Here is a 24,251-nt window from a genome sequence, read left to right as displayed (position 1 = left end):
CATACACCCGAATGCACGAAGATACGACCGGCGCTCGGGATGACACGCCGCCCGCCCACTGTTGCAGGTCACGTGCGCGCGATCCAGGCGACCGCCCCCGGCGGAGCCGACGTCCTCGAGCTCGTGGACCTGCCCGAACCCGTGCCCGCGGCCGACGAGGTGCTCGTCCGGGTGCGCCGGGCCGGGGTGAACTTCATCGACACCTACCGACGCTCGGGCACCTACCCGATGCCGTTCCCGCACGTCGTCGGCTCCGAGGGCGTCGGCACGGTCGAGGCCCTCGGGCACGAGGTGACCCACCTGGCCGTCGGCGACCGGGTGGTGTGGACCTCCTCGACCTCCGGCTCCTACGCCGAGCTCGCCACCGTGCGGGCCAAGGACGCCGTGCCCGTACCGGACGTCCTGGACGACGACCGCGCCGCCGCCGTGATCCTGCAAGGGCTCACCGCCCACTTCTTGACGACCTCCACCTTCCCCGTCGCGCCCGGCCACGACGTGCTCGTGCATGCCGCCGCCGGCGGCGTCGGCCTGCTGCTCACCCAGCTCGCCACCGCCCGCGGCGCACGCGTCATCGGCACCGTCGGGTCGCCCGAGAAGGAGGAGCTCGCCCACGCCGCAGGAGCGGACGACGTCATCCGCTACCGCGAGCTCACCGACCTGACCGCCCAGCTGCCCGTGCTGGTCCGCGCGCTGACCCACGGGCGAGGGGTGCACGCCGTGTACGACTCCGTCGGCAAGGACACCTTCGACGCCTCGCTCGCCTCCCTGGCCCGGCGCGGCACCCTCGTGCTGTTCGGCGGCTCGTCCGGCCCGGTCCCGCCCGTCGACCCCCAACGGCTCAACGCGGGCGGCTCCCTGTTCCTCACCCGACCCACCCTCGGCCACCACGTCGACGACCCCGCCGAGCTCGCCTGGAGGGCCCGCGAAATCTTCGCGGCCGTCGCCGACGGCACCCTCGACGTGCGCATCGGCGCCACGTACCCCCTGGCCGACGCGGCCGACGCCCACCGCGCGCTCGAGAGCCGCGCCACCACCGGAAAGGTCCTCCTGACACTGTGACGACCGACGTGACGACCGACACCCCGACGCCTGCCTCCCCGCAGGCCACCCTGCCGATCGCCGCACCCCACCGGCTCGCGGTGGAGATCTGGTCCGACGTCGCGTGCCCGTGGTGCTTCATCGGCAAGCGGCGGTTCGCCGCGGCGCTCGCCGAGTTCCCGCACCGCGAGCACGTCGACGTGCGCTGGCGCGCCTACGAGCTCTCCCCCGACGCACCGCACGGCCCCGGCATCCCCGAGCTCGAGGCCCTGGCCCGCGCCAAGGGCCTGCCCACCGACCAGGTGCGGCAGATGTTCGCCCACGTGACGGCCGTGGCCGCCGGCGACGGGCTCGCCTACGACTTCGACCGGACCCTGTCCGTCAACACCTTCGACCTGCACCGCCTCGTGCAGATCGCCAGGGAGGAGGGCGGCGCCTCGCTCGCCGAGCGCACCCTCGAGACGTTCTTCTCGGCGCACTTCGAGCACGGCGCCGACCTGGGTGACCGCGCCACCGTCGTCGCCCTGGCTGCGCAGGCCGGCTTCGGCGAGGCCGGGCTCGACGAGGATGCCGTCCGCGACGTCCTGGACGGCGACCGCGGCGCCGAGCAGGTCCGCGACGACGAGACCCAGGCCCGGGCGCTCGGCGTCACCGGCGTGCCGTTCTTCGCCGTGGACCGCCGCATCGCCGTCTCCGGCGCGCAGCCCGTCGAGGTGTTCACGCAGCTGCTCCACGCCGCGTGGACCCAGGCGAACCCGCTGGTGACGATCGTGGGCGACGCCGACGGGACGTGCACCGACGACAGCTGCGCCGTGTAGGCACCGCACGCACGCCGACACGTCCAGGACGGGTCGCAGACAGACGGGGACGCCCCCCTCCGGCCGATCGGCCGGAGGGGGCGTCCCCGTCTGTGCGGCTCACCGCGCGGGCGTCACCGCCGCACGGTCACCGTCACCGGCTTGCTCGTGCTGCCGGCCACGTTCGCCGCGTCGCTCGGCACGAACGTCGCCGTGAAGGTGTGCTTGCCGGTCGACAGGCCGCTGGGCAGCGACCCGACGGCCAGACCCGCGGTGACGTGCAGGGTGCGGACCACCTGGTCACCCTCGCGCAGCTCGACGACACCGGACGGGAACCGCCCGTTGTCCAGCTGCACCGTCACCAGCACCGGGTGGGGCAGCCACGCGAAGCGGTCCACCGTCGTGCGCGCCACCTGCAGCGTCGTGCGCGACGCGGCCTGCTTCACCACGACCTGCACGGGCTCGGACTGCGACCCGCTGACCGTGGCGTCCCCGGCGAACCGGGCGACGACGTCGTACGTGCCGGCAGGCGTCGAGGCGGGAAGCGTCACCGACGCCTTGCCCTTCCGCAGCGTGCTGCTGCCGAGGACCGTGTCACCCGCGACGAACTCGACCGTGCCTGCCACGCGCACGTCGGCCGTGACGGTCGCCGTCAGCGTCACCCGGCGTGCCACGGAGCCGAACACCTGCGTCGACGGCTTCGCCGTCAGCGTGGTCGTCGAGACCGGCAGACCCGGCTCGACCGTGACCGGCAGCGTCACGGTGGTCCCGCTGGGAGCGGCCACCAGGGTGAGCACGTGCGCACCACCGGTCGTCGCCGCTGGAACGGTCACCGACACCTGGGCGGCACCGGCGCTGACCGCAGCCGACCCGATCGACGTGCCGTCGAGCAGGACGTCCAGGGTGGTGCTGAGCGGCGAGCCCAGGCTCGTCAGGTCCAGCCCGGTCACCGGGAACGCCAGGACGTCCCCGGCCGTGATCGTGGCCGGCAGGGCGGGCACGCCGACGGCGTGACGCGCGAAGTCGGGCGCGATCGACGGGTGGCCCTGCAGGTACGCGATCCACGCATCCCGGTCGATGAGCCCCGAGTCGGCCGTGTCGGCACCGTCGGTGAACACCCGGAAGTTGTCCCCGCCCTGAGCCAGGAACGAGAACGTGCCGATCCGGTAGGACGCCGCCGGGTCGAGCGCGACACCGTCGACGGTCACCGACGTGATGCGGTCACCCATCGGCCGGCTCGCGTCGAACGTGTAGGTCACGTTGTCCGACAGTCCCAGCTGCAGGTACGGCCGCGACGGGATCGTGCCGTCGGCGTTCGTCTGCCACTGCTGCTCGAGCATCGTCTTGACCTGGGCGCCCGTGAGGCTGGTCGTCCAGAGGTTGTTGACGAACGGGAGCACCGCGTTGGCCTCGGCGTACGTGATCGTGCCGTCCGGCGCGAACAGCAGCTCGTTGCGCAGACCGCCAGGGTTCACCACACCGATCTGCGCGCCGCCCCGCTCGGGTGCGGCCAGCGTCTCGCGCAGCGAGTTCGCCACGAGGTTGCCCAGCGTGGACTCCTTGGAGCGGTCGTCACGACCGGTCGTGGCCAACGGGCCCGACCCGGTGTAGACGCCGTTCACGTACGAGCCGCCCGCGAAGGCGGTCGTGATGTCCGCGGTCACCGAACCCACCGGCTGGTTGCCGACGACGGCCGCGTTGGCCAGCGCCGCGGCGACGATCGAGCTGACCTGCGCGACCCGCGGGTACGTCGCCACGAGCGTGGCGTCGGTCTCGGTGGTGCGCGCCACGTTCGACGCGGTGGAGGCCGTGACCTCCTGCGTCGCCCGGTCGTACGTCAGGACGACCTTGCCGAGGAACTCGCCGTAGGACCCGGTCTGCAGAACAGGTCGGGTGCGGTCCGGCTCGCCCGGCACGGGCGCCTGCCACGCGTACTGCTTGTGCGTGTGACCGGTGAAGATGGCGTCCACCTCGGCCGAGGTCTGCTCGACGATCTCGGCGAACGCACCGCCGGCAGCCACCTCCTGCTCGAGCGTGGCACCGTCCGGCGTGCCGGCCCCGGCACCCTCGTGGTACTCGGCCACCAGGACCTCGGCCTCACCGTTGGCCGCGTCGCCGTCGCTGAGCTGGGCGGCCACCCGGTTGACTGCCTCGACCGGGTCGCCGAAGTCCAGCGTCGCGATCCCGCCCGGGGTCACGAGCGTCGGGGTCTCCTCGGTGACGACCCCGATGACACCGACGGACACGCCGCCCATGTCGAGGATCGTGTACTCCGGCAGCGCCGGGTTCGTGGTGCCCTTGGTGTAGACGTTGGCACCCAGGTACGGCCACGTGGCGTTCGTGCCCCCGGCGACCACCCGGTCGACGAGGTCGGAGTACCCCTGGTCGAACTCGTGGTTGCCGACAGCGGACACAGCCAGATCGAGTGCGTTCAGCACGTCGATCGTGGGCTGGTCCTGGGCGACAGCCGAGGCGAACAGCGACGCCCCGATGTTGTCACCGGCGGACAGGAACGCCGCCGCACCGCCGGCAGCCTCCGCGGCCGCCCGCTCCTTCTCGACCGTCCCGGCGAACCGCACCGTGTTGTTGTCGATCCGGCCGTGGTAGTCGTTGATGTTCAGCAGCGTGAGGTCGATCGGACCCTGCGCGCTGGCACCCGCCGCGAGCCCGACGAGGACCGGGTCGTGGTCGGAGGACCGGTAGGCGTCAGGCGCGTAGAAGAGCGTGCCGTGGTAGTTGTACCGGCTGTACTCCAGCGCGAGGGACTCCTCGGCGTTGATCTCCCAGATGTCAGCACCCGTCGCACGCTCGAGGGCGGCGTCGTTGAGCAGCACGTGGTCGAGCGAACCGGCCAGTCCGCTGAACGAGTACGAGTACTGACCGGCCGCGAGCGCAGACGCGGCGTCGGTGTACCCGGCGTCGTACAGCACCTGCAGCGGGTCCTCCTTCGTGTAGGCGTTGAAGTCGCCGACCAGGGCCACCGCCTGCGCGTCGCCCTGCACCGAGGGCACCCAGTCACGCAGGGCCTGCGCCTGACGGACACGCGACTCGTTCGACGAACCCTGCCCGTCGCCTGCGTCGACGTCGCCCGGCCACGGGCCCGCCGACCCCTTCGACTTGAAGTGGTTGACGACGACCAGCAGCTCCTCGCCACCACCGGCGGGGACGAACACCTGGCCGATCGGCTCACGGGCGTTGGCGAACGCCTGCCCGTCGGCGCTCGCGGTGCCCAGTGCACGCGCGTCACCGACCCGCTGCACGGAGGCTGTGCGGTAGATCAGCGCGTTGGTGATGGTGTCCTGCAGGCCGACCGCCGGCAGCTCGCTCGAGGAGGGCACGTACGCCCACACGCTCGAGCCGGCCGCCGCGTTGAGCGCGTCGACCAGGGTGCTCAGCGCCTCGTCGGCGACCCCGTCGACGACCGCGGAGTTCTCGATCTCGAGCAGGCCCACGACGTCCGCGTCGAGCGCGTTGATCGCCGCGACGATCTTGGCCTGCTGACGGCCGAGGTCCTGGGCGTCCCAGGCGCCGCGCTGGTCGCAGCCCTCCTTGACGGTCACGCCGTCACCGGCGCGGTCCGTGTACGGCACGCAGGCGGCGGTGGCCGAGCCCAGCGTCGTGAAGTAGTTGAGCACGTTGAACGAGGCGACCGTCAGGTCACCGCCGACGTCCGACGGCCCCGCGGTGCGGTCGTTCTCGAACGTGACCGGCACCGCACCGCTCGCCACGGGCGCCGTCGGGTTCAGCTTCCAGGTGTTGTTGCGGTAGTCGACGACCACCGGCGCGGTGAAGTTCGCCGCGGCACCCACCCGGATCGGGTTGGTCAGGGACACGTAGGGCGGCGTCAGACCGGAGTTGGCGGCCGACAGGAAGTTGGTCGTCGCACCGTCGTCGAGCACGACGCCGCGTGCCGCGTTGTCGACCGTCACGGCGCTCGCCTCGGCCGTGCCCGGGGCGGCGACCTCGGTGGGCTGCAGCAGCGGTGTCGTGCCGGCCGCGAGGCCGACCTCGCCGTACTGGTTCGTGGAGTACGTGTTCGAGATCGTCAGGTCACCCGTCGGCAGGAACAGCATCGACTCGAGCGTTTCGCGCACCGCCGCCGAGGACGGCCAGCCGGCCGACACCGGGGTCACCGCGGCCGGTGCGTCAGGCAGCACCACCAGGTCGGCGGCGGAGGCCACCGTGATCTCCGTCAGACCGGAGAACTCGCTGACCGCACCGGTCACCTGGACGTACGCGCCGACCGCGACCGAGGCCACGGTGGACGGCGAGTACACGAACAGCGCATCGGAGGCGGTCCGTGCCGCGGGGTCTCCCCCACCGGTGCCGGGCGTCTGGATGACGTAACCGGCGATCCCGCCCGTCGGGTACGCCGCCGTGACGACACCCTGCGTCGTCACCGTCGACCCGACCAGCGGGGAGGCCTCGCCGGTGCCCTGGATCTCGGCGATCGTGCGCACCTGCGGGTCGCCACCGTCGCCACCGCCGTCACCTCCGCCCGACGTGGCACCGGTCGGGGTCGGCGTGCCCGCCGTGAAGTCCGCGGCGTTGTTCGCGGTGTTGGTGTGCGCGGCGTCGCGCGAGACCGAGGTCGCGTTGGTCGTGGCCGGCGCCGGGCCGGTGCCCGCGTACGCGGTGGCGCTCGCGCCCCAGCCGACGAGGTCGACCACGGCGGCGTCGCTCGCGCAGGCCGCGGCCACGCACGTCAGCGCGGTGGACGACGAGGTGAGCGCGACCTTGCCGGCGCTCCCGCTCATCGGGATCGTGCCGTCGACGTCGAACGGGATCGCGGTGGCCGCGGTGTTGGCACCGAACGCCTCACCGACCAGCAGGTAACCGCCGGCTGCGATCGACCCGCTCAGCGCCGTGGTCTGCCACGTGGTTCCGGCCGCCGAGGCGTACTGCACGGCCCACCCGGACAGGTCCACGGGAGCGCCACCGGGGTTGTACAGCTCGACGAAGTCACGGTTGAACGGTGCACCGGAGTTGCCGCCACCGCCGTAGACCTCGTGCAGCACCACGGGTGCGCTCGGGGAGACGGCGGCCTGTGCGGGAACCGCAGCGACCACCGCCCCTGCCAACGCCAGACCGAGGGCTGCGATGCCCCCGGTGAACGACCTCGACCGACCGTGCATGACGGACTCTCTTTCGTGGGGGACGCAGCGTCGACCGCCGGGCAGCGCTGCACAGCGGTCGCACATCACCTTCACGGTTTGTCCGAATGGTCGCAACTACTGGCGGGTAACCGTTCGGTGAACTCGTCCCACGTCCTGTGTCCGTCACGTGTCGTCGCAGCGGTCGCCCGACCCTCCGACCAGGCGTGGCACCCGCATCCGACCCGACCCGGCGGTGGCCGCCGGGGTTCCGGGCCCGGGCCTCCACGAGGGTCACCGACGACGACGGGCCCCGCGGTCGAGGATGACCGCGGGGCCCGTCGTCCGTGAGCGGCTCAGGCGCGCAGGGTCGCGCCGAACCGCCGGTGTGCCTCGGCGACGACGGCCTCGCGGACCGCCGCCGTCTCCTGCGCGGTCAGCGTGCGGTCGCCGGCCCGCAGCCGCAACGAGAACGCGAGCGAGCGTGTGCCGGCCGGCACCTGCTCACCGCGGTAGACGTCGAAGAGCCGCACGTCCTCCAGCACGTCGCCGGCCGGGCCGGCCACCGCACCGGCCCGCACCGCGTCCAGCACGTCCGAGGCCGGCACGGAGGAGTCGACCACCAGGGCGACGTCCTCCTTCGCCACGGGGTACGTCGACAACGCCGACGCCTGCACCGGGTCCACCGGGGCGGCGGCGAGGAGCACGTCCAGGTCGAGCTCGAACGCGACGGCACGGGCCGGCAGGTCGAGCGCTGCGACGACGTTCGGGTGCAGCTCGCCGGCGAACCCGACGAGCGCGCCGTCCGCGGTGGTGACCTGCGCGCAGCGGCCGGGGTGCCAGGGCGCGTGCTCGGCACCGGCCGTGAGCACCACCTCGACACCGATGACCTCGGCCACGGTGCGCACCAGGGCGATGGCGTCGGTGTGGTCGGCACGACGTCCCGGTCCCCACCACCCGGCACGCTCGCGCGCTCCTGCCAGCACACCGGCGACCCGCCGCGGCTGCGAGGGCACCGCGGCACGCACGGCCGCCAGGTCGGCGTCCGAGGGACGCACACCGCCGGGGAGCCGGGGCGCGGCTGCGGCACCGTGCTGCGGCACCGTGACCAGTCCGATCTCGAACACCGCCACGTCACCGGCCCCACGGCTGACGTTCCTGCGTGCCGTGTCCAGCAGCGTGGTCAGCAGGTCTGTGCGCATCAGCGGCTGCTCCGCGGACAGCGGGTTCGCCAGCCGCAGCGCCCGGCGCCGCTCGTCGTCGGCCGGCAGCGTGAGCGCGTCGAACTGGTCGACTCCCACGAACGGGTAGCTGAGCACCTCGACCAGCCCGTGCTCGGCCAGCGCCCGCGCCACCGAGCGGCGTGCCCGCTGACCCGAGGTCAGGCCGCGGCCGGCCGGGGCGACGGGGAGCACCGACGGGATGGCGTCGTAGCCCCGCAGACGCGCGACCTCCTCGACCAGGTCGACAGGAACGGCCAGGTCGGGGCGCCACGTGGGCACCTGGACCTCGACGACCCCGCCGTCGGCGGAGGGCAGGGTGCACCCGATCTGCTCGAGCGTCTCGCGCACCTGCGCCGGCGTGTAGTCGACGCCCACCAGCCGTGCCGGGAGGTCCAGGGGAAGCGCCACAGGTGCCGGGGCACTCGTGCGGTTCACGTCGGTGAGCTGCTCCTCGACGACCCCGCCCCCGTGCTCGACCAGCAGCGCCGCCACGCGCGCCACCGCCACCCGCGGCAGCTGGGGGTCGACACCCCGCTCGAACCGCTTGGCGGCCTCGCTGGGCAGCTTGTGCCGCCGCGCCGTGCGCGCCACCGTCACCGGGTCGAAGTGCGCCGCCTCGATGAGCAGGTCGCTGGTGCCCGCGCCCACCTCGCTCTCGGCGCCGCCCATGACGCCAGCCAGGCCGAGCACACGCGCGCCGCGGTCTCCCCCGGGGCTGTCGGTGATGAGCAGGTCCTCGCCGTCCAGCGTCCGCTCGACGCCGTCGAGCGTGGTCAGCCGCTCACCGACCGCCGCACGACGCACCACGATCGGCGCCGCGAGCGCCGACAGGTCGTAGGCGTGCAGCGGCTGCCCGAGGTCGAGCATGACGTAGTTGGTCACGTCGACCGCGAGGCTGATCGGACGCATGCCGGCCTGCGTGAGCCGACGCTGCATCCACACCGGCGACGGGCCGTCGGCCCGCACCCCGCGCACCACCTGGGCGACGAACCGGTCGGCTCCGCTGACCCCGTGGATCGGCGCCGCGTCGTCGATCTCGACGGCGAACCCCCCGGCGGCGGGCGCCAGCTGCTCGGCCGTCGCGAGGCCGTGGTCGGTGAAGGCAGCCCCCGTGGAGTGCGCGTACTCGCGGGCCACGCCGCGCATCGAGAAGCAGTAGCCGCGGTCGGGGGTCACGTTGATCTCGAGGACCTCCTCGCCCAGGCCCAGCAGGGCCCGCGCGTCGGTGCCCGGCTCGGCCTCCAGGCCCAGGCTCGACAGGACGATGATCCCGTCGTGGTCGTCCCCCAGACCAAGCTCGCGCGACGAGCAGATCATGCCGTCGGACACGTGACCGTAGGTCTTGCGGGACGCGATCGGGAACGGACCGGGCAGCACGGCACCGGGCAGCGCGACGACGACGTGGTCGCCGACCTCGAAGTTGTGCGCCCCGCACACGATGCCGCGCGGACCACGGGTGCCGTCCTCACGGACCTCCGCCAGCGCGTGTCCCACGTCGACGCGGCACCAGTTGATGGTCTTGCCGTTCTTCTGCGGCTCGGGCGTGCGCTCCACGACCAGGCCGACCACGAGGGGTCCGGTGACGGCCGCCGGGTGGATGGCCTCCTCCTCGAGGCCCACGCGCACCAGGTCGGCGGCCAGTCGCTCAGCCGTGAGGTCCGCAGGCAGGTCGACGTGCTCGGCCAGCCACGTCAGGGGGATGCGCGGCATCAGATCTCCGTCCCGAACTGCAGGGAGAAGCGCACGTCGCCCTCCACGATGTCGTGCATGTCAGCGATGCCGTGCCGCAGCATCAGCGTGCGCTCGATACCCATGCCGAACGCGAACCCGGAGTAGACCTCGGGGTCGATCCCGCACGCACGCAGCACGTTCGGGTTGACCATCCCGCAGCCGCCCCACTCGATCCAGCCGGGCCCGCCCTTCTTCTGGGGGAACCACAGGTCCATCTCGGCGGACGGCTCGGTGAACGGGAAGAACGAGGGACGCAGCCGGGTGCGGGCCTCCGGCCCGAAGATCGCCTGCGCGAAGTGGTCGAGCGTGCCCTTCAGGTGTGCCATGGTCAGGCCCTTGTCCACGGCGAGGCCCTCGACCTGGTGGAACACCGGCGTGTGCGTCGCGTCGAGCTCGTCGGTGCGGAACACCCGCCCTGGGCAGGCGATGTACACCGGCAGCTCGCGCTCGAGCAGCGAGCGCGCCTGGACGGGCGAGGTGTGCGTGCGCAGCACCAGGCCCGCGTCGGCCGCGCCGTCGTCACCGGCTACGAAGAACGTGTCCTGCATCTGACGCGCCGGGTGGTCCACGCCGAAGTTGAGCGCGTCGAAGTTGAACCACTCGGCCTCGACCTCGGGCCCCTCGGCGATCTCCCACCCCATCGAGACGAAGATGTCGGCGATGCGCTCCTGGAGCGTCTCGAGCGGGTGGCGGGCACCGCGCGGGGTCCGGTCGACGGGGAGCGTCACGTCGACGGTCTCCTCGAGGAGCACGCGCGCATCGCGCTCGGCCTCCAGCACACCCTGCCGTGCGGCGAGCGCGGCCTGCAGGCGTCCGCGGGCGATGCCGAGCAGCCGCCCGGCCGTGCCCTTGTCGGCCGGGGCCAGGCCGCCGATCGCACGGTTGGCCAACGCGATGGCGCTGCGCTCACCGGTGTGCTCGAGCCGGGCGGACTTGAGGGCGTCGAGGTCGGACGCGGCGGCGAAGGCCTCGAGCGCGGCGGCGACCGCCGCGTCGATGCCGTCAGCGTCCAGGGGGGACAGCGGGGTGTCGTCGGACATCCGGACCTTCCAGGTTCTCGGCGCAGCCCGTCGACGTCGTCCCGGGGCTGCACGCACAGGGGCCGTCGCGTCGAGGCGGCGACCAGCAGGGCAGTCTAGTAGCGCCCGCTCCAGGTCCGATGGGCCGTCCACCCCGGACCCCTCGGGGCCCGCCGGTGCGGACGATCACGTGCGCGTCAGCGGCGCGGCCCGGGAACGGGCCACGGAAATCGGCGACCACCGACCGCCCGCACGTGCACCGTCACCCGGCGCATCCTGCCACGCGGCACTCAGCCACCGAAGGGGAAATCGGCCACCGTGCGGTACAGCGGCCCACCGGAGCGGCCCGCACCGGGCGTCGAGGCGACCAGAGCCACGCGGTCCACCGAGAAAACCGGCCCCTCGTAGACGGCCAGTGCCCGCACCAGCGCGCCGGCCACGTCGTCCTCTGCGGCGAACCGCCCCTCCATGTCCGGTCCGACCGTGCCGCCCGGACGGGCGGTCCGCCGGCCGGGTGGCCGGGCCCCCGGGCGCACGCGCCCGACGGTCAGGTGCGGCCGGTCCCGCACCCGGTCGTCCGCGCGCACCCCGAGCTGGTCCCCCGCCACGCGTGCCGCCACCGACAGCGCGCGCTGCGCCTCGACGTCGCCACCGACACCGACCCAGAGGGTGCGGTGGGCGAACACGCCGGCACCGCGCAGCCGTAGCGAGTACGGCGCGACCACCTGGGTGATCGCCGCCAGCTCGTCGGTGAGCGCAGCGACCAACCCGTCCGGCACCTCGCCGTAGAAGGCAGCCGTCAGGTGCCACGTCTCACGAGCGGCCCACCGCACCGCCGACTGCGCACCGGCCGGTGCCCCGCGCACCGAGGCGAGCGCCAGGTCGAGGTGGGCCAGCGCCTCCTCGGGCGGGACGACTGCCACGAACAGCCTCATGGGTCCCAGCGTGCCACCGAGGCTCCCACCCGGGAACCTCACCGCTGCGCGCGAGCGCTCGCATACAGGCACACGGTCGCGGCCGTGGCCAGGTTGAGGGACTCCGCGCGGCCGTGGATGGGCACGCGCACCACGGCGTCGGCCAGTGCGCGGTCCTCGTCGCCGAGCCCCCACGCCTCGTTGCCGAACAGCCAGGCCGTCGGCCGCGCGAGGTCCGGGGTCCCCGTCGGGGCCGTACCCGCGACGTCGAGCAGGGCGTCCAGGTCGAGCTCGCCGGCGCCGTCCGCCGCGAGCACCTGCAGCCCGGCGGCACGGAGCCGACCGACCGCGGCCACCAGCGACACTCCTTCGACCGTCGGCACGTGGAACAGCGAGCCCGCGGTGGACCGCACGACCTTCGGGTTGTGCACGTCGACGCTCTCCTGCGTGAGCACGACGGCGTCGGCACCCGCCGCGTCGGCCGCGCGCACGACCGTGCCCGCGTTACCGGGATCGCGCACGTGCGCCAGCAGGGCCAGCAGTCGCGGCGGCGAGTCCGGGCGGGCGAGCACGTCGTCGAGCGTCGGGGTCAACCGGTCGGCCACCGCGACCACCTGCTGGGCGTCCGGGCTCATCGCGTCCAGCACCTGCGGTGTCCCCAGCCGCACCGTGATGCCCCGGGCGTGAGCGGCGTCGACGATCTCGTCGTACCGGGTGGCCGTCTGCTCGGTGACGTACACCGCGTGCACCCTCACCGTGGGCGTCAGCACCGCCTCGCGCACGGACTGGGGGCCCTCGACGAGGAACCGGCCGGTCCGGGCACGCATCGCGCGGGTCGCCAGTGCGCGCACCGCCTTGACCCGTTCGGCCCCGGGGTTCTGCAGGACGTCGCCCCTGGGGCCTGCGTCGCGTTCGTCCACCACGGGGGCCATCATGCCGCCTCCGACCCCCCTCCGATCACGGGCGTGGGGTCCCCCACCGACAGCAGAGCCCCCGTCGCCGGTGGGCGCGGGGGCTCTGCTGGGGTGCTAGCGGGTCGTCACGCAGCCGAGGGCGCGTTGACGTCGGCCGGCAGCGCGTCCTTGGCGACCTGGACGAGCTGGGCGAAGGCCTGGGCGTCGTTGACGGCCAGGTCGGCCAGCACGCGACGGTCGACCTCCACACCCGCGAGCTTGAGGCCCTGGATGAGGCGGTTGTAGGTCAGACCCTGCTCACGCGAGGCCGCGTTGATGCGCTGGATCCACAGCTTGCGGAAGTCCCCCTTGCGCGCCTTGCGGTCACGGTAGGAGTAGACGAGGGAGTGGGTGACCTGCTCCTTCGCCTTGCGGTACAGGCGCGAGCGCTGCCCGCGGTAGCCGCTGGCGCGCTCCAGGGTCGAACGGCGCTTCTTCTGGGCGTTGACCGCCCGCTTCACGCGTGCCACGTGATGCTCCTTGCTGGTCTAGGGCTCGAGGTGAACCGCGGGACGCCGGGGGCGTCCGCAGGGGTCACTTGCCGAGCAGCTTCTTGATCTTCGGGGTGTCAGCGGCAGAGACGACGACGTCGCCGGCGATGCGGCGCGTACGACGGCTCGACTTGTGCTCGAGCAGGTGGCGCCCGTTGGCCTGCTCACGCATGACCTTGCCGGTCCCGGTGACCCGGAAGCGCTTCTTGGCACCGGAGTGCGTCTTGTTCTTCGGCATGGCTGCCGTCTCTCCTTGTCGTTCGCATCGCACGGGCTCGTGCGACTCGTTCGGTGGGGGGCACCCCGTGCGGGGCTCCCCTCGTCGATCAGCTCAGCCGGCGTCCTCGGAGGACTTCGCGCGCGGCGCGGCAGGGCGTGGTGCGGGTGTGGCCTTCGGTGCGGCCGGACGCGGGACCGGACGCGGCATCGGCGGACGCGGTGCCGGCGTGGATGCCGGTGCCGGGGCCGCCGCGGCGGGTGCCGGTGCCTTCGCCGGTGCCTTGGGTGCGGCCGGGGCCTTCGGTGCGGCCGGAGCCTTGGCCGCGGCAGGTGCCTTGGCGACCGCGGGTGCCGGCGCCTCGACCACGGGGGCAGCCGGTGCCTCGACGACCTCGGCGACGGGCGCCTGGTCCGCGGGTGCCTCGACGACCGGAGCCGGCGCGGCGGCCTCGGCCACCGGCGCAGCCTCCGCGGCAGGAGCCACGGGTGCTGCCGCGGCCGCGGGGGCCTGCGCACGCGGCGCCTGTCCCTGCTGCTGGGCGGCGCGACGCTGCTCGAGCTTCTGGTCGGCCTTCTTCTTGACCGGGCCGAGCACCATGATCATGTTGCGGCCGTCCTGCTTGGGCATGCTCTCGATGAAGCCCAGCTCGGACACGTCGTCCGCGAGCCGCTGCAGCAGACGCACACCCATCTCGGGGCGCGACTGCTCACGACCACGGAACATGATCATGACCTTGACCTTGTCGCCGGCCTTGAGGAACCGCTCGACGTGGCCCTTCTTGGTGCCGTAGTCGTGCGGGTCGATCTTCAGCCGGAAACGGATCTCCTTGAGGACCGTGTTCGTCTGGTTCCGACGCGCCTCACGGGCCTTCATGTCGGCCTCGTACTTGAACTTCCCGAAGTCCATGATCTTGCAGACCGGCGGGCGGGCGTCGGGGGCGACCTCGACCAGGTCGAGGTCGGCGTCCTGGGCAAGGCGCAGTGCGTCCTCCACGCGGACGATGCCGACCTGCTCGCCGTTCGGGCCGACCAGGCGGACCTCGGCGACGCGGATCCGATCGTTGATGCGGGGCTCGCTGATTGGTGCTCCTCGGGTTCGTCGTGGGTGGACCGCCAGGAACGAGGAAGGCCCCCGAACCTGAGCACAGGTGGGGGCCTCGGACGTCCGTGCCGATGCATGGCGGGCGCCACGCACGACCGACCTGACGGCTGCTGCCGTCCTGTCGTGGACTGGAACCTGGACTCTGCTGTCGGCGTGAGCCGAGCGGTCGAGACTCAGGTGGGAGGGACTCCACTTGTGCACCTGGGCGGTAGACGAGCCACCACCCAGGTCAGTCGACCGCCCACACTACCAGAGACGCCGCTCGATGCCCGCGACGGTCCCGGGCGCAACCCTCCGGTCCCGGCGCAGGCACGCAGAATCGTTCCGTTACTTGAATGATTCCAGTCTGTGTGGTTCGGTGACGCCATGGACGACACCGACGCGCTGCGCACCCACGGGCTGCGTGTCACCGCCCCTCGCAGGGCGGTGCTCGAGGTCCTGCACGAGCACCCGCACGCCGACGCCGACACCGTGCTGCGCGCCGCCCGCGACCGCCTGCCCGCCGTGTCCGTCCAAGCCGTCTACGACGTGCTCCACGCACTCACCGACGCCGGCCTGGTGCGCCGCATCGAACCCGCCGGACACCCCGCACGCTACGAGCGCAGGGTCGGCGACAACCACCACCACGTCGTGTGTCGCGGCTGCGGCGCCGTCGACGACGTCGACTGCGTGGTGGGCCACGCACCGTGCCTGGTGCCCAGCTCGACGCAGGGCTTCGCGATCGACGTCGCCGAGGTGACGTTCTGGGGCCTGTGCCCCACCTGCCGGGACGCCGCGGGCGTCTGACCCGCACGTCCACACCCCCACCCCGAGGAGAACCACGCCCATGCCCCACGTGCCCGCCACCACCACCGCCTCCGGCGCACCCGTCGCCTCCGACAGCCACGCCCTCTCAGTCGGCACCGACGGCCCGATCGTGCTGCACGACCACTACCTGGTCGAGAAGCTCGCGCAGTTCAACCGCGAGCGCGTGCCGGAGCGTGTGGTGCACGCCAAGGGCGGCGGGGCGTTCGGCACGTTCCGGGTCACCGGCGACGTGTCGGCGTACACCCGCGCCGCGGTGTTCCAGCCCGGTGTCCAGACCGAGCTGCTGGCACGGTTCTCGTCGGTGGCCGGCGAGCTGGGCTCCCCCGACACGTGGCGTGACCCGCGCGGGTTCGCGCTGAAGTTCTACACGTCCGAGGGCAACTACGACCTGGTCGGCAACAACACGCCGGTGTTCTTCATCCGGGACGGCATCAAGTTCCCCGACTTCATCCGCTCGCAGAAGCGCCTGCCCGGCTCGCACCTGCGCGACAACGACATGCAGTGGGACTTCTGGAGCCTGTCACCGGAGTCGGCGCACCAGGTGACCTGGCTCATGGGGGACCGCGGCATCCCCGCCTCGTGGCGGCACATGGACGGGTTCGGCTCGCACACGTACCAGTGGATCAACGCCGCCGGTGAGCGGTTCTGGGTCAAGTACCACTTCAAGACCCAGCAGGGCATCGAGAACCTCACGGCCGAGCAGGCCGCCGAGCTGGCCGGGACCGACGCCGACCTGCACATCCGCGACCTGTACGAGCACGTCGAGGCCGGCGACTTCCCCCGGTGGACCCTGTCGGTGCAGGTCATGCCGTACGCCGACGCCGCCGACTACCGGTTCAACCCGTTCGACCTGACCAAGGTGTGGCCGCACGCCGACTACCCGCTGGTCGAGGTCGGGGTGATGGAGCTGAACCGCAACCCGGAGAACTACTTCGCGCAGATCGAGCAGGCCACCTTCGCCCCCAGCAACTTCGTGCCCGGCATCGCCACCAGCCCGGACAAGATGCTGCTCGCGCGGATCTTCTCCTACGCCGACGCGCACCGGTACCGCGTGGGGACCAACCATGCGCAGCTGCCGGTGAACGCCCCGCACTCCCCCACCCACTCCTACGACAAGGACGGCGCCGCCCGGTACTCGTTCCACGCCGCCGACGTCCCGGTGTACGCACCGAGCTCGCGCGGCGGGGCGCACGCCGACCCGCTGCGCGCCGCGGAGTCCGCAGGGTGGGAGTCCGACGGTGCCCTCGTGCGCGCCGCCGCGGCCCTGCACAGCGAGGACGACGACTTCGGGCAGGCCGGCACGCTGTACCGCGAGGTGTTCGACGACGCGGCACGCGAGCGGTTCCTGGCGACCATCACCGGTCACGTGGGTGCGGTGAAGACCGACGACATCCGTGAGCGGGCCATCGGCTACTGGACGCACGTGGACGGCGACCTCGGCGCGAAGCTGCGGGCGAACCTGGGCGCCTGAGCCCCACCCGGCACGCACGCGCCGCGCGGGCCCGTGCGTGCCGGGGACAGAGTCGGACCCGCTCGGCCTGCACGCGGCGAGCTCGGCCTGCACCCGGGGAGCGGGGTCGCGGTGAGAGGATCGCCCCCATGAGCCAGTCCCCCGACACCTCCTCCGCGCAGGCCACACGCGACATCGCCGACGTCGCCGCCGTCGAGGTCATCACGACCGCCGCCGTGCACCTGATGAGCGCCGCCGCCGTCAAGTGCGGCCTGGCCGAGGACGGCCCGCACGGTGCAGGTGCCGAGTACCTGGACCTCGACGAGGCCCGCAAGCTGATCACCGCGCTCGCCGCGCTGGTCACCGCCTCCGCGCCCGACCTGGGCAGCCAGCACGCGCGCTCGCTGCGCGACGGACTGCGGTCGCTGCAGCTGGCCTTCCGGGAGGCGTCCGCCTACCCGGATGCACCCGGCGAGGGACCGGGCGAGAAGTTCACCGGCCCGGTCAGCTGACCTCGACCGGTCCGACGGCGGCGCGCGGTGTCGCACCGCTGACGGGCGCCGCGTCGCTGCTCGCCGCAGGCTCGGGCTGGCGCGCCTGCTCGTGCGCCTGATCCTGCGCCTGGTCCTGCGCCTGCTCCGGGACCACCGGAGCAGCGACCACGCCGCGCCGCGCACGCACGGCGCCCAGGAGCACCAGCCCGACGACCGTGAGCACCACCCCGATGAGCGCCGAGGCGAGGAACCCCGCCTGCGGGCTCGCACGGTCGATCGCGACACCGATCAGCGGGGCCCCGAGCGAGCCGCCCAGCGTGCTCGCCGTCCCGCTCCACCCAAGCACCTCACCGCGCCGCGCCTCGGGCACGGCGGCCACCAGCGCCGCGGTGATCGAGGAGAGCGCGGGCGCGCAGAACAGCCCGGCGATGACGACCGCCACGGCCACCGTCCACACGCTGCTCGCGAACGCGGCAGGGATGGTCAGCACCGACATGGCCAGCACCAGCGCGAGCGGCGGCACCGTGCGGTGCGAGGCCCCGTAGACCAGACCGCCGATGACCGAGCCGAACGCCCACACGGCGATGACCCAGCCGATCGACTCGTTCGCGCCCAGGTGCTGCAGCTGCGCGACGATCCCCAGGTCGGTGCCGGTCAGCACCAGCGAGGCTGCAGTGCCGGCTGCGAGGATCGCCCACACCTGGGGCGAGCGCAGCGGTGAGCGGTCGGCGGCGACCGGCGCCGGCACCTCGACGGCGTCCACCGGCTGCTCGCTGCGGGTCGGAGGGTCCGTCCAGATCAGGACGACGCCCGCACCGACGGTCGAGGCACCGATGGTCAGCAATGCCGCAGCGGTCGACACCTGGGTCGCCAGCAGCACACCGAGCACCGGCCCGAGCATGAACGTCAGCTCGGTGCACACCGAGTCCAGGGCGTACGCGGTCTTCTGCTGCACCGGCGGCACCAGCACCGCCAACGACTGCCGCACCACCGAGAAGACCGGCACCAGGAACACCCCGGCGACGAACGCCGCGACCACCAGCAGCCGGTACTCCAGGTGCGGGGCGGCGATCCACACGGCCGACTCGACGAGCACCGTGGGCACCAGGGCCTTGCGCAGACCGATCCGGTCGACCCGTCGACCGCGCCACGGCGCACCGATCGCCATGCCGATCGTCATCGCTGCGGTGACCACCCCGGCCGCCCCGTAGCTGTACCCGAGCGTGCTCGTCACGTGCAGGGTCACCACGACACCGGTGGCTGCGTGCGGGAGCCGGGCGACCAGGCCGATGAGGACCAGCCGCAGGATCTCCGGGCGTGCGAGCAGACGGGTGTAGGGGCTCAACGACACACGGACGATCGTCGCACGCACCGCGCACGGCCCGGTCGTGGCCCGGGAGCCCCCGCGTCCGGATCGCCCCGGTCCGTCCCGGGTGCCGACCTGCCGACGTGTCGCAGCGCACCCTTATCCTGACGGCGTGAGCAGCGGACCCGCGCCCGAAGGACACGTGCCGCCGACGCCGCACGCCTCCTGGCCCGGCGACACCGCCGGTGGCGCGCCCGGTCGGCCGCTCGACGCCGTCGGTGCGGCTCCCGGTGACCCGCTCGACGCGGTGGTCGACCCCACCCTCGAGGAACTGCCCGGCACGCCCGTCCCGGGTGCGTCACCAGAAGCCCTTCCGAGGCACCGCCGACGCACCGGCGTGGTCGTGCTCGCGGTCGCGCTCGTGCTGGTCGTCGCCGTGGCCGGTCTGCTGGTGGCCCGCATGGTCCGCACCACCCAGGCGTGGGAGTCGACCGCCGCGCAGTGGGAGGCGCTCGCCCGCGAGCACGGCGAGGACCTGGCGGTCACCCGCGTCGACCTCGACACCGCATTGGCCGAGCTCGACTCGACCAGCGCCCAGCTGGCCACCGCGCAGGCCCGCATCACCGAGCTCGCCGACGAGAAGGCCCAGCTGGGTGACGCCACCGAGTCGCAGCGACAGCTCGCCGACTACCAGGCGCGCGTCTCGGCGGCTGCCGGCACGGTCGCCACGGCGCTGACCAGCTGCGTCGACGGTCAGCAGCGCCTCATCGAGTACCTCAAGGACTCCGCCGCCTACGACGCGGCGGACCTGGCCCGGTTCGAGCAGGACGTGGAGCGGGTGTGCGACGCGGCGACGGCTGCCAACACGGCCCTGCAGCAGGAGCTCGACAGGTGAGAGTCCGACGGCTGCCCGCGCTGGCCGTCACCGCCGTGGCAGCCGTGTCGCTGAGCGGCTGCGCCGCGCTCGACGCGCTCCCGGCGATGCCCTCCCCCGTACCCACGTCCGTCGTGCCCAGCGGGACGCCGCTCCCGGCACCGACGTCCAGCGGGAACCTCTCGCCCGACGGGTTCGACCTCGCGCAACGGATCACGGTGCGGATCCGCAACGTCGGCTGCGGCTCGCTGTCCACCGGGACGGGCTTCGCCATCGACGAGCACACGCTCGTGACGAACAAGCACGTGGTCGCCGACTCCGAGCAGCTGCAGCTGGCCACGTACGACGGCAGGGACGTCGCCGCGTCCGCAGCCAGCACCGCCTCGCTGGCGGACCTGGCGATCGTGCGGACCGTCGACGCGCTGCCGGCCTGGCCCGAGCTCGCACCGCAGGACCCGGCGGCCGGTGACCCGGTGACCGTCGTGGGGTACCCGCTGGGCGGTGCGCTGACCATCACCTCCGGCACGGTCGTGGGCACCACCACGGACCCCCTGAACGAGAACCTCGGCGACGTGCTCGTGACCGACGCGCCCGTCGAACCCGGCAACTCCGGCTCGGCTGCGCTCGACGCCGACGGTCGCGTGATCGGCGTGGTCTACGCCAAGAGCTCGGACGGCTTCAGCTACGTGGTGCCCGTCAGCACGCTGCGCGCGATGCTGGACGACGAGTCCGCGTTCTCACCGTCCCCGTCCTGCACCACCAGCTGATCCCAGGAGAGCACCATGTCCGACAGCCCGCGCTTCGACCCCACCTCCATCGTGCGCGCCGCGAGCGACACGCTCAGCGTCCGGCGCGTCTTCGGCGAGGCCTACGAGCGTGACGGCGTCCTGGTGATCCCGGTGGCCAAGGTCATGGGTGCGACCGGGTCGGGCGGCGGGGTCGGTGAGCACCGCCCGGAGTCCGAGACCGCCGTGGCCGGCCAGGACGGCCCGGTGAGCGAGGGTGAGGGCGGTGGTGGGGGCTTCGGCATCCGGGTGCGCCCCGTCGGTGTGTACGTCGTCGACGAGCACGGCACACACTGGCGACCGACGCTCGACCTCAACCGGGTGATCCTCGGCGGTCAGATCGTCGGAGCCATCGCCATCAGCGTGCTGGGCACCGTCTGCGCGCTGCGCGTCCTGCGTCGCCGCTGACGGACCGTCGGGCGCGGCGCAGCGATCAGGCGCCGCGCAGACGCAGCTCGAGCGAGTCGACACGCTCGGCGACGACCTCGCAGGCGGCCAACGCCGCGTTGACCTGCGCGAGCACCGCGTCGAGCTCCGCCCGCCGCAACCCGGGCACGAGCGCGAGGACCACTGCGACCTCGGCGCGCAAGCCCGGCAGCGCGTCGACCTCGACGACCCCGGGCATGTCCGCGACGGCCGCCACGACCGCTGCACGCACCGCACCGTCCACCTGCTTCTCGGCGCCCGTCCCCCGCACCGCGGGCTCCCACGACAGCTGCTGGGCCAGGGCCCACACCGCGGTCCGTGGCAGGAGCACCGTCACGGGACCACCAGGGTCGACCACGACCAGCTCCCAGCCCTCCTGCACCGCGGACAGCGCGGCCCGGGCGATGTCGCTGGGTACGGGACGCGCCTGCGTGCGCCACGCGGCCACGCTCGCCACGCTGGTGAACACCGGCAGCGCGGTACGCCCGTCGGGGGCCTGCAGCGCGACAACGCCCGTCGTGGCCTCCTTGTCGACCACGTGCGCAACACCCTCGTGCTCACGTGCGCCGGCCACGTCGAGCTCGGCCATCACCGGCACCAGCACCCGCGTGCCGCGCAGCGCCTCGACCACGTCGGCCACCGATCCGGTTCCGGCGGCGAAGGACGCCAACGCTGCCACCACGGTCGGGTCCGCCGAACCGTCGTCCGCCGCGAACGGCGAGGAGGGGGGCAGCTCGCGCAACGCCACTCAGGGCCGTCCGGCGACGTCCAGCGCCTGCGGCAAGGTGAACGCCCCGGCGTACAGCGCCTTGCCGACGATCGCACCCTCGACGCCCAGCGGCACCAGCGTGCGCAACGCCACGAGGTCCTCCAGGCTCGACACCCCGCCGGAGGCGACCACGGGGGCGTCGGTCCGCTCGCACATCTGGCGCAGCAGGTCCAGGTTCGGGCCGCGCAACGTGCCGTCCTTGGTGACGTCCGTGACGACGTACCGGGCGCAGCCGGCGTCCTCCAGGCGAGCCAGCACCTCCCAGAGGTCCCCGCCCTCCTGCGTCCAGCCGCGTGCGGCCAGGGTCGTGCCTCGCACGTCGAGCCCGACGGCCACCTGCTCGCGGTGGCTGGCCAGCACCCGCGCCGTCCACTGCGGGTCCTCCAGCGCGGCCGTGCCGAGGTTCACCCGGGTGGCGCCGGTGGCCAGCGCCCGCTCGAGCGAGGCGTCGTCGCGGATACCACCGGACAGCTCGACCTTGACACCCTTGCCGGCGAGCTCGCCGGTCACCTCGGCGAGCAGCGCCGCGTTGGAGCCCCGGCCGAACGCGGCGTCCAGGTCGACCAGGTGGATCCACTCCGCGCCACCGACGTACCAGTCCAGCGCGGCCGCCAGAGGGTCTCCGTAGCCGGTCTCGGAGCCGGCCTCGCCCTGGACGAGGCGGACTGCCTGCCCGTCGGCGACATCGACGGCGGGCAGCAGCTCGAGGCGGTCGGTCATGGTGGTCTCCTGCACGGGATTCGTCGGCGGATGTGTCGGCTACGGAAACGGTCGGCCGCGGGTCAGCGCAGCGTGCCGACCCAGTTACGCAGCAGCTGGGCTCCGGCATCACCGGACTTCTCGGGGTGGAACTGCGTGGCGGCCAGCGCACCGTTCTCGACCGCGGCCACGAACCTGCCGCCGTGGTCGGCCCAGGTCACACGCGGAGGTGCCAGACGCGAGTCGGCGGGGACCTGCTCGTGCAGCGGGAACGTGCGGGCGGCGTAGGAGTGCACGAAGTAGAAGCGCTCGTCGCCGATCCCCTCGAAGAGGACCGTGCCTTCCGGGGGTTCGACGGTCGCCCAGCCCATGTGGGGCACCACGTCGGCCTGCAGGCGGTCGACCACACCGGGCCACTCCCCCAGCCCGTCGGTACGCACCCCGTGCTCGACACCCTCGGCGAACAGGATCTGCATGCCGACGCAGATGCCCAGCACGGGCCGACCACCGGCCAGACGACGGTCGACGACCTGGTCGCCACCGACCTGACGCAGACCGGCCATCACCGCGGCGAAGGCACCCACACCGGGGACGACCAGACCGTCGGCCTCCTGGGCTGCTGCCTTGTCGGCGGTGAGCTCGACCTGGGCGCCGACACGCTCCAGCGCGCGCACGGCTGAGCGCACGTTGCCGAAGCCGTAGTCGAGGACGACGACACGAGGCTGGGACACCTGGTCAGGGTACCGGGCGCCGCGCGGCACCCCGGATGCACGTCCAGCGACCGGGCCGCGTCAGCCCTTCGGTCGCTTCGGCGGCGTCGTCAGCCAGCGCATCGCCCGCCACCGCGACAAGCCCACGCTCGTGACGACGCCGTCGATCGAGGCGACCGGGGCGTCGTGCAGCAGCAGGTCCTCGAGCACCTGCGGCGCGTCGGAGAGCACCAGCCCCGACGGCAGCTCCTCGACGAGCTCGCCGTCGCTCCACTGCGTCGCGGTGACACGCTCCGCACGGCGCTCGAGCAGCACGACCGGCAGACCGCGCAGGCGCTGCGAGACCGCCCGGGTGGCCGTGGCCGCCTCCGCCGGGTCGCGCAGCACGGCGATCGCCCCGATGGGCGAGGCCACCGCGTCGACCTCGACCTTCACCAGCGAGCAGATCGCGGCCAGAGGGCCGGGTGCGGCCACCTGGGTCACGACGAGCGCGACGGTCGGCACCTCCTGGGCCGCGAGCGCACCCAGGTCGTCGGGGACGACGATCGACTCGTCCTGCGTCGCGCCGGTGCCCCGGCCCGCACCTGACCGCCCGTCCGTGCCCGCATCGGACGAGGGCACGGAACCGCCGAGCGGGGCGGCGTCCACGTCCACGTCCTCGAACAGCGAGGACAGGTCGTCCGGCACCTCGAACCCCACCAGCGGGTCGTCCGGGTCCTGGTCGTGCTCGCGCGGGCCGTCGGGGCCGACGCTCGTCACAGGGCGCCCTTGGTGGAGGGGATCCCGTCGACGCGCGGGTCGATCGCCACCGCCGCCCGCAGTGCACGGGCGAGGGCCTTGAACTGCGCCTCCACGATGTGGTGCGGGTCGCGACCGGCCAGCACCCGCACGTGCACGGTGAACGCGGCGTGGTGCGCGATCGACTCCAGCACGTGGCGGGTCAGCGAACCCGTGAAGTGCCCGCCGATCAGGTGGTACTCCTGCCCCTCGGGCTCACCGCTGTGCACCAGGTACGGGCGACCGGAGACGTCGACCACGGCCTGCACGAGCGCCTCGTCCAACGGCACGGTCGCGTCGCCGTAGCGCGCGATGCCCCGCTTGTCGCCGAGCGCCGCACGCAGCGCCTCTCCGATCACGATCGCGACGTCCTCGACCGTGTGGTGCACGTCGATGTCGGTGTCTCCGGTGGCGCGCACCGTCAGGTCGATGAGCGAGTGCTTGCCCAGGGCCGTGAGCATGTGGTCGTAGAACGGCACCGTCGTCGAGATGTCCGTCCGGCCCGTACCGTCCAGGTCCAGCTCGACGAGCACGCTCGACTCGCTGGTGGCGCGCTCGATGCGCGCCGTCCGCC

General features: G+C 73.1%; 22 protein-coding genes. 8 read left to right on the top strand and 14 right to left on the bottom strand.

Going from position 1 to position 24,251, the window contains the following annotated elements:
* Nucleotides 1-72 precede the first annotated feature (72 nt).
* Both ACTHAM_RS12125 and ACTHAM_RS12120 read left to right on the top strand, forming a co-directional pair.
* On the top strand, nt 73-1,059 hold the full coding sequence (locus ACTHAM_RS12125) for a quinone oxidoreductase family protein (protein ID WP_440687749.1): 987 nt from the start codon (nt 73-75) through the stop codon (nt 1,057-1,059).
* Between the two features lie 8 nt (nt 1,060-1,067).
* Complete coding sequence (locus tag ACTHAM_RS12120; RefSeq protein ID WP_440687747.1) at nt 1,068-1,856, top strand: DsbA family oxidoreductase; 789 nt, start codon at nt 1,068-1,070, stop codon at nt 1,854-1,856.
* A gap of 113 nt (nt 1,857-1,969) precedes the next feature.
* On the opposite strand, the gene ACTHAM_RS12115 is transcribed toward ACTHAM_RS12120, so the two are convergent.
* From ACTHAM_RS12115 to infC, 8 genes are all read right to left on the bottom strand, one after another.
* Nucleotides 1,970-6,970 (bottom strand): ExeM/NucH family extracellular endonuclease, encoded by a 5,001-nt coding sequence (locus tag ACTHAM_RS12115; protein ID WP_440687745.1) that lies wholly within the window; start codon nt 6,968-6,970, stop codon nt 1,970-1,972.
* Nucleotides 6,971-7,284: 314 nt separating this feature from the next.
* Nucleotides 7,285-9,861 carry a phenylalanine--tRNA ligase subunit beta gene (gene pheT / locus ACTHAM_RS12110; RefSeq protein ID WP_440687743.1) on the bottom strand — a complete coding sequence of 859 codons (2,577 nt, stop codon included), beginning with the start codon at nt 9,859-9,861 and terminating at the stop codon, nt 7,285-7,287.
* Nucleotides 9,861-10,922, bottom strand: a complete 1,062-nt coding sequence (pheS, locus tag ACTHAM_RS12105) for a phenylalanine--tRNA ligase subunit alpha (RefSeq protein ID WP_440687741.1) — start codon at nt 10,920-10,922, stop codon at nt 9,861-9,863. The genes pheT and pheS overlap by 1 nt, the downstream gene beginning before the upstream one ends.
* Nucleotides 10,923-11,191: 269 nt before the next feature.
* Nucleotides 11,192-11,836: an RNA 2',3'-cyclic phosphodiesterase gene (gene thpR / locus ACTHAM_RS12100; RefSeq protein ID WP_440687739.1), complete on the bottom strand. Its 645-nt coding sequence runs from the start codon at nt 11,834-11,836 to the stop codon at nt 11,192-11,194.
* Nucleotides 11,837-11,874: 38 nt separating this feature from the next.
* Nucleotides 11,875-12,747: a TrmH family RNA methyltransferase gene (locus ACTHAM_RS12095; RefSeq protein WP_440687778.1), complete on the bottom strand. Its 873-nt coding sequence runs from the start codon at nt 12,745-12,747 to the stop codon at nt 11,875-11,877.
* A 107-nt stretch (nt 12,748-12,854) separates the two neighbouring features.
* A complete protein-coding gene (gene rplT, locus ACTHAM_RS12090) occupies nt 12,855-13,238 on the bottom strand; it encodes a 50S ribosomal protein L20 (RefSeq protein ID WP_440687737.1) in 384 nt (127 codons plus the stop codon).
* Between the two features lie 64 nt (nt 13,239-13,302).
* Nucleotides 13,303-13,497, bottom strand: coding sequence for a 50S ribosomal protein L35 (gene rpmI, locus ACTHAM_RS12085; protein ID WP_013883985.1), 195 nt, complete (start codon nt 13,495-13,497; stop codon nt 13,303-13,305).
* Nucleotides 13,498-13,590: 93 nt separating this feature from the next.
* Nucleotides 13,591-14,511, bottom strand: coding sequence for a translation initiation factor IF-3 (infC, locus tag ACTHAM_RS12080; RefSeq protein ID WP_440687776.1), 921 nt, complete (start codon nt 14,509-14,511; stop codon nt 13,591-13,593).
* Between the two features lie 435 nt (nt 14,512-14,946).
* Here infC and ACTHAM_RS12075 point away from each other — a divergent pair, with 435 nt between their 5' ends.
* From ACTHAM_RS12075 to ACTHAM_RS12065, 3 genes are all read left to right on the top strand, one after another.
* A complete protein-coding gene (locus ACTHAM_RS12075; protein ID WP_440687734.1) occupies nt 14,947-15,366 on the top strand; it encodes a Fur family transcriptional regulator in 420 nt (139 codons plus the stop codon).
* A 40-nt stretch (nt 15,367-15,406) separates the two neighbouring features.
* Nucleotides 15,407-16,858 carry a catalase gene (locus tag ACTHAM_RS12070; protein ID WP_440687732.1) on the top strand — a complete coding sequence of 484 codons (1,452 nt, stop codon included), beginning with the start codon at nt 15,407-15,409 and terminating at the stop codon, nt 16,856-16,858.
* A 128-nt stretch (nt 16,859-16,986) separates the two neighbouring features.
* Nucleotides 16,987-17,349 carry a DUF1844 domain-containing protein gene (locus ACTHAM_RS12065; RefSeq protein WP_440687730.1) on the top strand — a complete coding sequence of 121 codons (363 nt, stop codon included), beginning with the start codon at nt 16,987-16,989 and terminating at the stop codon, nt 17,347-17,349.
* On the opposite strand, the gene ACTHAM_RS12060 is transcribed toward ACTHAM_RS12065, so the two are convergent.
* Entirely contained in the window at nt 17,342-18,682 is a 1,341-nt protein-coding gene (locus ACTHAM_RS12060) for an MFS transporter (protein WP_440687728.1), read from the bottom strand. The two genes, ACTHAM_RS12065 and ACTHAM_RS12060, sit on opposite strands and share 8 nt — an antisense overlap.
* 127 nt (nt 18,683-18,809) lie before the next feature.
* Here ACTHAM_RS12060 and ACTHAM_RS12055 point away from each other — a divergent pair, with 127 nt between their 5' ends.
* The 3 genes from ACTHAM_RS12055 to ACTHAM_RS12045 are packed head-to-tail and all read left to right on the top strand — an operon-like array spanning nt 18,810 to nt 20,704.
* A complete protein-coding gene (locus tag ACTHAM_RS12055) occupies nt 18,810-19,532 on the top strand; it encodes a hypothetical protein (protein WP_440687726.1) in 723 nt (240 codons plus the stop codon).
* The gene (locus ACTHAM_RS12050) at nt 19,529-20,278 is read left to right on the top strand and encodes a S1C family serine protease (protein ID WP_440687724.1); all 750 of its coding nucleotides are present in this window, start codon (nt 19,529-19,531) and stop codon (nt 20,276-20,278) included. The genes ACTHAM_RS12055 and ACTHAM_RS12050 overlap by 4 nt, the downstream gene beginning before the upstream one ends.
* 15 nt (nt 20,279-20,293) lie before the next feature.
* Nucleotides 20,294-20,704 (top strand): spore germination protein GerW family protein, encoded by a 411-nt coding sequence (locus ACTHAM_RS12045; RefSeq protein WP_440687722.1) that lies wholly within the window; start codon nt 20,294-20,296, stop codon nt 20,702-20,704.
* A gap of 25 nt (nt 20,705-20,729) precedes the next feature.
* Here ACTHAM_RS12045 and ACTHAM_RS12040 read toward each other — a convergent pair whose 3' ends face one another.
* The 5 genes from ACTHAM_RS12040 to hisB all read right to left on the bottom strand — a co-directional run bounded on the left by ACTHAM_RS12040 (nt 20,730) and on the right by hisB (nt 24,237).
* On the bottom strand, nt 20,730-21,470 hold the full coding sequence (locus ACTHAM_RS12040; RefSeq protein WP_440687720.1) for an SseB family protein: 741 nt from the start codon (nt 21,468-21,470) through the stop codon (nt 20,730-20,732).
* Entirely contained in the window at nt 21,471-22,211 is a 741-nt protein-coding gene (priA, locus tag ACTHAM_RS12035; RefSeq protein ID WP_440687718.1) for a bifunctional 1-(5-phosphoribosyl)-5-((5-phosphoribosylamino)methylideneamino)imidazole-4-carboxamide isomerase/phosphoribosylanthranilate isomerase PriA, read from the bottom strand.
* Between the two features lie 62 nt (nt 22,212-22,273).
* Nucleotides 22,274-22,921 (bottom strand): imidazole glycerol phosphate synthase subunit HisH, encoded by a 648-nt coding sequence (gene hisH / locus ACTHAM_RS12030; protein WP_440687716.1) that lies wholly within the window; start codon nt 22,919-22,921, stop codon nt 22,274-22,276.
* Nucleotides 22,922-22,981: 60 nt separating this feature from the next.
* Entirely contained in the window at nt 22,982-23,659 is a 678-nt protein-coding gene (locus tag ACTHAM_RS12025) for a hypothetical protein (protein ID WP_440687714.1), read from the bottom strand.
* A complete protein-coding gene (gene hisB / locus ACTHAM_RS12020; RefSeq protein ID WP_440687774.1) occupies nt 23,656-24,237 on the bottom strand; it encodes an imidazoleglycerol-phosphate dehydratase HisB in 582 nt (193 codons plus the stop codon). Before hisB ends, ACTHAM_RS12025 begins: the two co-directional genes overlap by 4 nt.
* Nucleotides 24,238-24,251 lie beyond the last annotated feature (14 nt).

The organism is Cellulomonas soli (assembly GCF_052036975.1).
GTDB classification, from domain to species: domain Bacteria; phylum Actinomycetota; class Actinomycetes; order Actinomycetales; family Cellulomonadaceae; genus Cellulomonas; species Cellulomonas soli_A.
This window is presented reverse-complemented; position numbering and strand designations above follow the sequence as displayed.